This is a genomic window from Mesorhizobium sp. M7A.F.Ca.CA.002.15.2.1 (assembly GCF_003998715.1).
Classification (GTDB): Bacteria; Pseudomonadota; Alphaproteobacteria; order Rhizobiales; family Rhizobiaceae; genus Mesorhizobium; species Mesorhizobium ciceri.
Genome location: NZ_RZPI01000223.1, coordinates 1 through 7,723, shown reverse-complemented (window position 1 = coordinate 7,723; position 7,723 = coordinate 1). Strand labels below are relative to the sequence as shown.

Annotated in this window: 7 protein-coding genes, 1 tRNA gene and 1 pseudogene; 6 read left to right on the top strand and 3 right to left on the bottom strand. The window is 58.0% G+C overall.

Features of this window, described 5'->3' with window-relative positions:
- Window positions 1-17 precede the first annotated feature (17 nt).
- Window positions 18-185 (bottom strand): hypothetical protein, encoded by a 168-nt coding sequence (locus ENZ74_RS14670; protein ID WP_013531392.1) that lies wholly within the window; start codon window positions 183-185, stop codon window positions 18-20.
- Window positions 186-341: 156 nt separating this feature from the next.
- Here ENZ74_RS14670 and ENZ74_RS14665 point away from each other — a divergent pair.
- The 5 genes from ENZ74_RS14665 (at window position 342) to ENZ74_RS14630 (ending at window position 5,694) form a co-directional block, all read left to right on the top strand.
- Window positions 342-417 (top strand) — tRNA-Thr (locus ENZ74_RS14665).
- Window positions 418-1,514: 1,097 nt separating this feature from the next.
- The gene (locus ENZ74_RS14655; RefSeq protein WP_013531390.1) at window positions 1,515-2,168 is read left to right on the top strand and encodes an outer membrane beta-barrel protein; all 654 of its coding nucleotides are present in this window, start codon (window positions 1,515-1,517) and stop codon (window positions 2,166-2,168) included.
- A 269-nt stretch (window positions 2,169-2,437) separates the two neighbouring features.
- On the top strand, window positions 2,438-2,818 hold the full coding sequence (locus ENZ74_RS14650) for a hypothetical protein (RefSeq protein WP_013531389.1): 381 nt from the start codon (window positions 2,438-2,440) through the stop codon (window positions 2,816-2,818).
- Between the two features lie 608 nt (window positions 2,819-3,426).
- A complete protein-coding gene (locus ENZ74_RS14645) occupies window positions 3,427-4,134 on the top strand; it encodes a Crp/Fnr family transcriptional regulator (RefSeq protein WP_063168079.1) in 708 nt (235 codons plus the stop codon).
- Window positions 4,135-5,394: 1,260 nt separating this feature from the next.
- A complete protein-coding gene (locus tag ENZ74_RS14630) occupies window positions 5,395-5,694 on the top strand; it encodes a DUF1236 domain-containing protein (RefSeq protein WP_013531386.1) in 300 nt (99 codons plus the stop codon).
- A gap of 366 nt (window positions 5,695-6,060) precedes the next feature.
- On the opposite strand, the gene ENZ74_RS14620 is transcribed toward ENZ74_RS14630, so the two are convergent.
- Window positions 6,061-6,630, bottom strand: coding sequence for a DUF2569 family protein (locus ENZ74_RS14620; protein ID WP_063168081.1), 570 nt, complete (start codon window positions 6,628-6,630; stop codon window positions 6,061-6,063).
- A 126-nt stretch (window positions 6,631-6,756) separates the two neighbouring features.
- On the bottom strand, window positions 6,757-7,371 hold the full coding sequence (locus tag ENZ74_RS14615; protein ID WP_024503901.1) for a TetR/AcrR family transcriptional regulator: 615 nt from the start codon (window positions 7,369-7,371) through the stop codon (window positions 6,757-6,759).
- 91 nt (window positions 7,372-7,462) lie between these two features.
- Between ENZ74_RS14615 and ENZ74_RS14610 the strand changes: the two are divergent.
- Window positions 7,463-7,723 (top strand): annotated as a pseudogene (locus ENZ74_RS14610) (spermidine/putrescine ABC transporter substrate-binding protein); the annotation flags it as partial.

The following is a 7,723-nucleotide window of genomic DNA, read 5'->3' as shown; positions in this document are numbered from 1 at the left end:
CCCCTATTCCTATTCCCTCACCCCATCCCCGTGACATGGCGCAGCCAGAACGCCAGCGCGATGAAACCGATGATGGTGGTGACGCCGGTCCAGTCGACATTGGCCTTCTTCACGTCGCTGATGATCTTCACCAGCAGCATCCAGGCCACGAAGATGATCGGGAGAATGATGACAAATCTGATCATGCGACACCCCTGCTCGAAGCGATTGCACCCTTCCCTAGATGTAGGAAGCAATCCGGCGGTTTTCAGGATGCCCTCGCCGATGGCCCATGCGGCATGCCGGGAAAAAACGGAGTTTTGTCTTTACTGGCTCAACACATATGCTAACCGGAGCGCCGTGCCCTTGTAGCTCAGCTGGTAGAGCAGCGGTTTTGTAAACCGAAGGTCGGCGGTTCGATTCCGTCCGGGGGCACCAGCACAATGCAAAAACCATAACATTTTCAAAAGCTTAGAAAACAAGGTTCGGGTTCGATCCACCGCTTATCCACCTGGAATTTTTCATTTGCCAACGCGAGTATCCGCCCAGAGCATCACCGTATCCGGATCATCCTCTTCGTCCTCCTCCGGCTCGTAAGGTTCCGGCGCCACCAGCAAATCGATTCGCCTAAGGTCAGTCCCTCCCATTGGCGCATCGAGCGAGAGCGTTTTGAAGGTGTCATATTTGTGGATAGTGTGCTTGGTGCTAGGTTGCCAAATATTCAGCCTGGCTCAGATTTGGGAATATTGGGGGGACGTCACTTTGATCCGCATTTTGGTCGCACTCGCCGCCGCAATTTGCTTCGCGTCTTCGGCGGCTTCGGCAGGACAGGACAATATCCACTTCCTGGTCGGGATGCCCGATGCCAAGTTAAATTTGGCCGCTAAAATGGCAGGTAACCTCAACGGCGTTATGCAAAGGTGCCGGCTGAGGCCTACAGAGAATGGAAAAGCTATCATTGCTGTCCCTGTGCTTTTGTACGAGGGGATAGAAAAACACCTGACGCCTAATCCTCCTAAGTTCCGGAAGGCCATTCACACCTATGAAAGAGCTTACGCCATGGCGGTCCAGAGAGCGGGAAATTGCCAGGCTGAGAAGGCCAAATACCCGGGACTTTACCGATAGATGGCTGCGAAGGGACCCGGACATTGGGCGAGTCACCGCCCTGCGCGCCGCCGCCTAACTATGGCGTCGACGGCATCCTTCCTGATTGCTGCGGATTGAGCCGTCCGGTATACCCATCGGCATTCTTCACGAACACAGCTGCAAGCCTGATCCGTGCGGCAGCGGCTTCATTGAAGATCAGAACGGCACCCCTTCCACGCTCCGCACTTGAATTTCTCGATAATGCCCGCATCGAAGCCTGACGCGGAAGTATTGAGCTCTTCGAGGGATGCCTGCTTGCACCGGCCATCCCGATACCTATTTCGCCGAATTCAGGCGCAGCAACTTAGCCTACGGGTGTGACTTCCTAGCTATATACAAAGTTGCAGGCTCATCGATATAAAGCGATTGGCGATTTTGATGGGGATTTCATGAAAGCTTTTTTGCTCGCTTCATTCGTTGCGCTTTCCGCGGCTCCGGCCATGGCTGCCGATATGACGATCGCTCCTGTCGATACCCCTGAATGGACCTGGCAAGGGCCATACGCCGGCGTGTTCGGTGCCGGAACGTTGGAACACTACAAGATCTATGGACCGGGCGCCCAGGCTGGCGCAACGCATAATGTCGGCTCGGCAACGGTCGGCGGCTTTGCAGGCTATAACCTCCAATCCGGCAAGATTGTCTATGGCGTCGAAGGCGAGCTTGGCTACCGCTTCAAGAAGAACACCTTCGACGATATTCCAGGCCCAGGCGTCCTTGACGCCTCCACAGGTTTGTTCGGATCCGTAAAGGGTCGCGTTGGCATGGACATGGGAGCCTACATGCCGTTCGTCACGGCTGGTGTAACCGCTGCAAAGCTGAAGACATTCTACCCGGGTGGAAACGCTGAGCGGGATGCCACCTTGGTCGGTGGTGTTGTTGGAGCAGGCATCGACGTCGCGCTCACACACAACGTGTTCTTGCGCGGCGAATACGACTTCTCCTTCTTCGGCAAGAAGTCGCTTGAATATTGTGGCGGCGGATGCACGCTGGAACACACGCTTCAGACGCACGATTTCCGCGTCGGCATCGCGATGAAGTTCTAACTGTTCAGCGCGTCTCCGACTTTGACGCCCCCCGCGGGAATGGCAAGACCAAGGTCCAGCTTGTGAATGGCATTCCGCGGGCGCAATGTCGCCGCGAACCCGACGGCTAGGGGCCTGGATCGCAAATAGTTTGCCGTTCAGGCCCTTCGTTCGTTCCGGACCATGCCCATCTGCGCGCCATCCCTTCGTACCAAACCGTACGTTGAATCCTTCTTGGGTCACGCGTGACAAGAGAGTAAATAAATCCTTTCGCAGGAAGGGAGGCCGCGATGGCAGAAACGCATATAGAAGTCGCACGCGCGGTTATAGAAACCAGCTTTCGGTTGCGGCACCATTCCCTGGCCGGCACTGCCTCATTTCGCCGTGATATGGACCACTCCCGACGCGCAATCGAGGCCTCGCGCGAACTGCTCAAGCGCCTTCGCCAACGTCATCGCGATGACATGGCCCGGGAGGGAGATCCGGAGCCAGGTCCTGTTGCCGTCTCGGCCTTCGATGCCGACATTCTCCGCTCGGCGTTTCGAAACCTGGTCAGGGAAACAGGCGTTCCCGAGTGTGAATGGCGCCACCTGGCTGAAAGCTTGGTCCGCGAATATGTCGGGTGCGAGCAGGTTAACGTTGGCTTGTTGGACTGGATTACCCACAAGTAGTCAGCGGTATAAATTGCGTACCAACGCAAAGCAGCCCGTCCCGCCCACATTGCCGGTGACACGAAACGGGCTGCGGAAGCCCGCATGCGACGCTTCCTGCAATCCAACTTCGGGCGAGTACGGATGTTCCGTTAGTTTCTGCTGAAAGGCGGTACATTCTGCTGCCGTGGCCATTCGACAGTCACTGGTAGGGTAGACCCGCCGCTCCATTTGCGAAGCGACGGGCTCTCGCCCACCCCATACCTGTGAAAGCAATTTAGATGCCAAACTTTTGACCCGTTATGGGGCACAACCGTCGCCTTGCCAGTCGGTCGGTCGCCCTCTCGTCGCTCTGCCTCGACATTGATAACCATGTACATCATGCCGGCTCGTTGGCTGCGATCACAAATTGTCGGATTCGTACGAAGCAGAGTTCTGTACGATTCCAACCCTGTAACTTTGTACACCCCTGTTTTGTAATTCGGCGGCTGAGGGGACGCCGTGCATCAGGTTGCATTTCACTGTCAATCGCGCGCCAGAGGGCGTATATTTTTTAAATCGTCTGCACGTGTCTACGGGCGCAGACGGCAGGGAGATTGGAAAGCTCTTGCCCCAAGCGGGATTGAGCTATGACCAATCCAGAGAACGATTCCTACAGAAACCAATTGTTGCGCAGGCTTGACCCTGGTGACCTGGGGCTTTTGCAGCCACACCTTGAACTGTGTGACCTCGAGCCGAAAATGACCTTAGAGAAAGCCGATTCGGAGATCGAGACGGTGTACTTCCTGGAGGACGGCATCGCTTCTGTGGTCGCGACGGCTTCAGGTAAGGAAGCCGAGGTGGGCCTTGTCGGCTTTGAGGGAATGACCGGTGCCGCGCTCGTGATGGGCGCTGACTATGCAGCGCATCAATGCTACGTTCAGTCGGCCGGCAGCGCTTTCAGGATGGGAACCGAGCCCTTCAAGGAGGCTCTTGCGAACAGCCCAACGTTGCGCCTTTTCCTGTTGCGCTATGTCCACTACTTCCACATCCAGACCAGCTATACGGCCCTGATCAACGCAAAATCAAACCTTGAAGAGCGGTTGGCGCGCTGGCTTCTAATGTGTGACGATCGGGTCCACGGCGAGCGCCTTGCGATCACCCATGAGTTTCTCGCCGTCATGCTTGGAGCAAGACGCCCAGGCGTTACCGTTGGGCTGCAAGTTCTGGAAGGACGTGGTTTCATCTATTCTCGACGTGGCGAAGTGCACATCAGGGACCGCAGCGGACTTGCGGCCTGCGCAAACGGCACCTACGGCAAGCCAGAAGCCGATTACGTTCGGCTAGTTGGATTATAGCGCTCCAAGCATGCCGGACGTAGGCCGCGGTGATCCAAGCACCTGCGCCTCGCGCCAGCAATACAGCCCGTCCCGCCCACATTGCCGGTGACACGAAACGGCTGCGGAAGCCGCGATCCGATGCGATTGCAATCCAACCCTGGGCGCGCACGGATGTCCCGCAAGCTTCATATCCCGTGCGTCAGCACAAGATAAATAGCGGGGACGAGCATCAACCAGCCGCTCAGTCCAAGAACCACCAAGATGGCCATGCGCTCTGTTCGCCTGACAAGGTCGGCAATGTTTTCTTTGTCCGGCAAAGCGACGGAGGCCACAAACCCGGGCGCACGATCATCGTTGCCATTTCCCGGTTGGTTCGCGCTGCCACTCTCATTCGATCTCTGGACCAATGTCATTGTGATCGTTCACCGAAAAGAATCTAAACCGGCCCGTTCTCGGCGCGTGAGCCGGAACGGGCCGAGGCGGGAAATCAGTTAAAATCGAAGGACGACCGAAGGACCACGTCGGCGGTTGCACCGGATGCGACGGCGACCATGCCGCCAATAACTGCGGCAAACCCGTCTCCAGCCCCGCCGGCGGCGGTGGGGACGGTAGTGCCAGTCCCGATGATAGACTTGCTGCACTTCTGCCTGTGCGTCTTCTTCAAAGGTCTCTGTTTGTGGCGTCTCAAGTTCATCGAGGATGCCGTGTCCGGCCCCTGGAACACCCGCCATTGCGTCAGTTGGGCGGACAGCGCTTGCAAGGGCCGCTGCCCCGGCAACGCCAAACATTGCAGTCAAGAAGGATCGCCGATCCATAATAAACCTCCCAAGGTACATGTGCTAGAAATGCGCCCACGCCTGCCGAATGAGCATGCATGGGCGCACGGTGAAATACAGGACCCGCCCGCCGCCGAAGCAGCTCACGGGTCCTATCAGCGCAGGAAGGGACGTAGCTGCGCCGATCCACGCCATGTCAGCCAAGAACGACCCCCATCACCAGGAAGGTGATGGCTGTTGCGAAAATCGGTGCGAGCAACCATCGCGCCTGGCCGACACTTTTTTCCACTGTTTCTCTCCGAATTGGAGAGACAACAACCTTTAGGCCTAAGCCGTTCCGCCTACTCCCAACGGGTAAGACCATTGCGTTTTCCAACCAGACTTTGGTCCTGCGCGGATTCAGACAGAGGCCCGTATGAGGAACGTTTGGCCTGGCGACGTGTTCGGGTGGCTGGCGCCCAGCCGATCGTGCTGCCGCCAGGTTACAAGAGGAGAAAAACAAATGAGGATGCACCTAAGCAGCGCCGCTGCGGCGCTCTTGCTGTTGGCCAGCGTCGGCGCGGTTGCGGCACAGGATGTGGTTATCACACCGGAACAGGACACCGTCGTGCGCGAATACGTGAAGAAGCAACCCTTGGCTTCTGTGAAGCTTCCGGGGGTGGAGTTGAATGTCGGCACGGCTCTGCCAGACACGGTCGAACTCCACGAGGTTCCCAACGTCAAATACCGCTATACGGTGGTCGACAACCGAACGGTTTTGGTGGACCCGAGCACACGCAAGATTGTGAAAGTCTACGACTGAAACTTCGAACCGGCCAGGCCCGCCGGCAGGGATGCCGGCGGGTTGCGCTCGTCAAATCGCCACTCAATCGGACAAATGAAAATGATGAACCCTGAAGTCGAGACGTCGCAAGCGCTCGTGGCGCGCCTGGTTGATCTCCAGGCGAGAGCGCGGGCAGCACGTATAAATGAGGCCGAAATAAAGACCTTCCAAAAGGTCGCAGCCGTCACGGATGATGGTCGAGGTCGGTCGGCTCAGGATCTGGCCGTTCCAGGTTCGATGGCGACATAGTGGTGCACGAGGTCACACCCCAATCGCCGCCACAAGAATTCGGTTCTGCCCGCGGATCGCCGCGCGCAGTTCCAACATTCCAAGTTGTGCCTTCTTCTACGACGCGCCAGCAACCTGGGTGGATGCCCCAACCCTGGTGAAGGTGTTCCGCACCCTGACGGACTTGTAGACGTAGGCGACCCAGAGCCCTATCAGCACAAACGAGACTATGTGCGTCGCAAGCGCCTCGCCAGTGACCACTTGCCGAACCGAAACCCCGATCGCGGTGGAGACCCAGATCGCGTCCAGTATGACCGCCACCGGGATTGCGAGCCATTGGATGAGAAACAACTGCTTGAACCGAAGGCTCCGCCTCAGCATGGCAACGAGCACCACAAGCTGAAGCACCATGAATGCCAGCAGCAGGGCAACCTCGCCATAGACCACCATGGGTCCATTCGGCACCAGCATGAGCTGGTTGTCGCCATCGCTGGAGGCCCCCAATTCGGCGAGTGTGCGCAGCGGTGACAATGCCTGACCGATAGCCAGCAGCATCAGCCAGCCGCCGAAGCCCACAAGAGCCTCAGGATTCTGCGACGGCTTCGCGGCCGATCGAACAGCAAAGAAAACAGGCACGCCGATCAACAGCAGCATGATCGCCCAATGCCAGATGGAAAACGCCCCCATTTACGCCTCCCCTTTTTATGCTCCCTTAAGTTGTACCAGGCTTTAAATTCAACTCAAGAGGCGAGCGCTGGTGTGAAATGACAATATGCCGAACCGACGATTTTCTCCTGTCTGCTCCTGACTCCCTCACACCCCGATCGCCGCCACCAAAATCCGGTTCTGCCTCCGTATCGCTGCGCGCAGCTCCGGTATCCTCGCCGCGTCGCGTTTCACGAACTCGATGAACATCATGTTCATGTTGTTGAAGATCAGTTCGCCGAGCGCCGCCCCGTCGATGTCCTGGCGCACCAGGCCGAGCGCCTGCAGCCGGGCGATCAGGGCGCGGATCTGTTCGGTCAGCGCGCGGTCGAGCGCGGTGTAGGCCTGGCCGAACGGGCTGTCGGGCAGTTGCGTCGAGATCGCCATTGCCTGCCGCCACATCTCCTTGCTGAGATAGTGCAGCGAGTGCTCGATGTAGATGCCGATCAGCGTATCCAGCGCATCGCCGACATTGGCCGGCGGCCTGGCGACGACGCCCTGCCCGGCATTCAGCACCTCGTTGACCTCCAGCGAGACGATGGCGCCGAGGATGTCGCCCTTGTTCTCGTAGTAATTGTAGATGGTGCCGACCGAGACCTCGGCCTGCGTGGCGATCGCCTCTATCTTGGCGCCCTCATAGCCGGCCTCTCGAAACAGTTCCGCCGCCGCTTCGATGATGCGCCTGTGCCGGTCCGCCTTTTGCCTTGCCCGCAATCCGCTCATTCCAGCCTCTTTCCACAAAAACAGAATTGACTCAATTTTAGAATTGGTTCAATTTTTTGCAAGAAGCCACAAAGGCAAGGGAGAACACTCGATGTCCGCACATTCCAAGACCATGAATTCGCTTTCCATGTTGAAGAGCCATCTGCATGCTGCGTGCGCGGCCGCGGCGCTGTTGCTCGCAGCCGGCAGCGCTGTCCAGGCCGCCGACCTCAACGCGCTGATCTGGTGCGATCATGCCGATCCGGCGCTGCTGCAGCCCTTCGAGGAGGCCAATGGCGTCAAGGTCAACGTCAAGGATTTCGAGGGCACCGGCGCTGGCCTCGCCATCGTCGAACAGTCGCAGCCCTGTCTC

Coding starts and splice junctions, on each gene's coding strand:
- ENZ74_RS14655 (WP_013531390.1), top strand. CDS start 1,515: ATGAAAGCTTTTTTGCTCGCTTCATTCGTTGCGCTTTCCGCGGCTCCG.
- ENZ74_RS14630 (WP_013531386.1), top strand. CDS start 5,395: ATGAGGATGCACCTAAGCAGCGCCGCTGCGGCGCTCTTGCTGTTGGCC.
- ENZ74_RS14650 (WP_013531389.1), top strand. CDS start 2,438: ATGGCAGAAACGCATATAGAAGTCGCACGCGCGGTTATAGAAACCAGC.
- ENZ74_RS14645 (WP_063168079.1), top strand. CDS start 3,427: ATGACCAATCCAGAGAACGATTCCTACAGAAACCAATTGTTGCGCAGG.
- ENZ74_RS14615 (WP_024503901.1), bottom strand. CDS start 7,371: ATGAGCGGATTGCGGGCAAGGCAAAAGGCGGACCGGCACAGGCGCATC.
- ENZ74_RS14620 (WP_063168081.1), bottom strand. CDS start 6,630: ATGGGGGCGTTTTCCATCTGGCATTGGGCGATCATGCTGCTGTTGATC.
- ENZ74_RS14670 (WP_013531392.1), bottom strand. CDS start 185: ATGATCAGATTTGTCATCATTCTCCCGATCATCTTCGTGGCCTGGATG.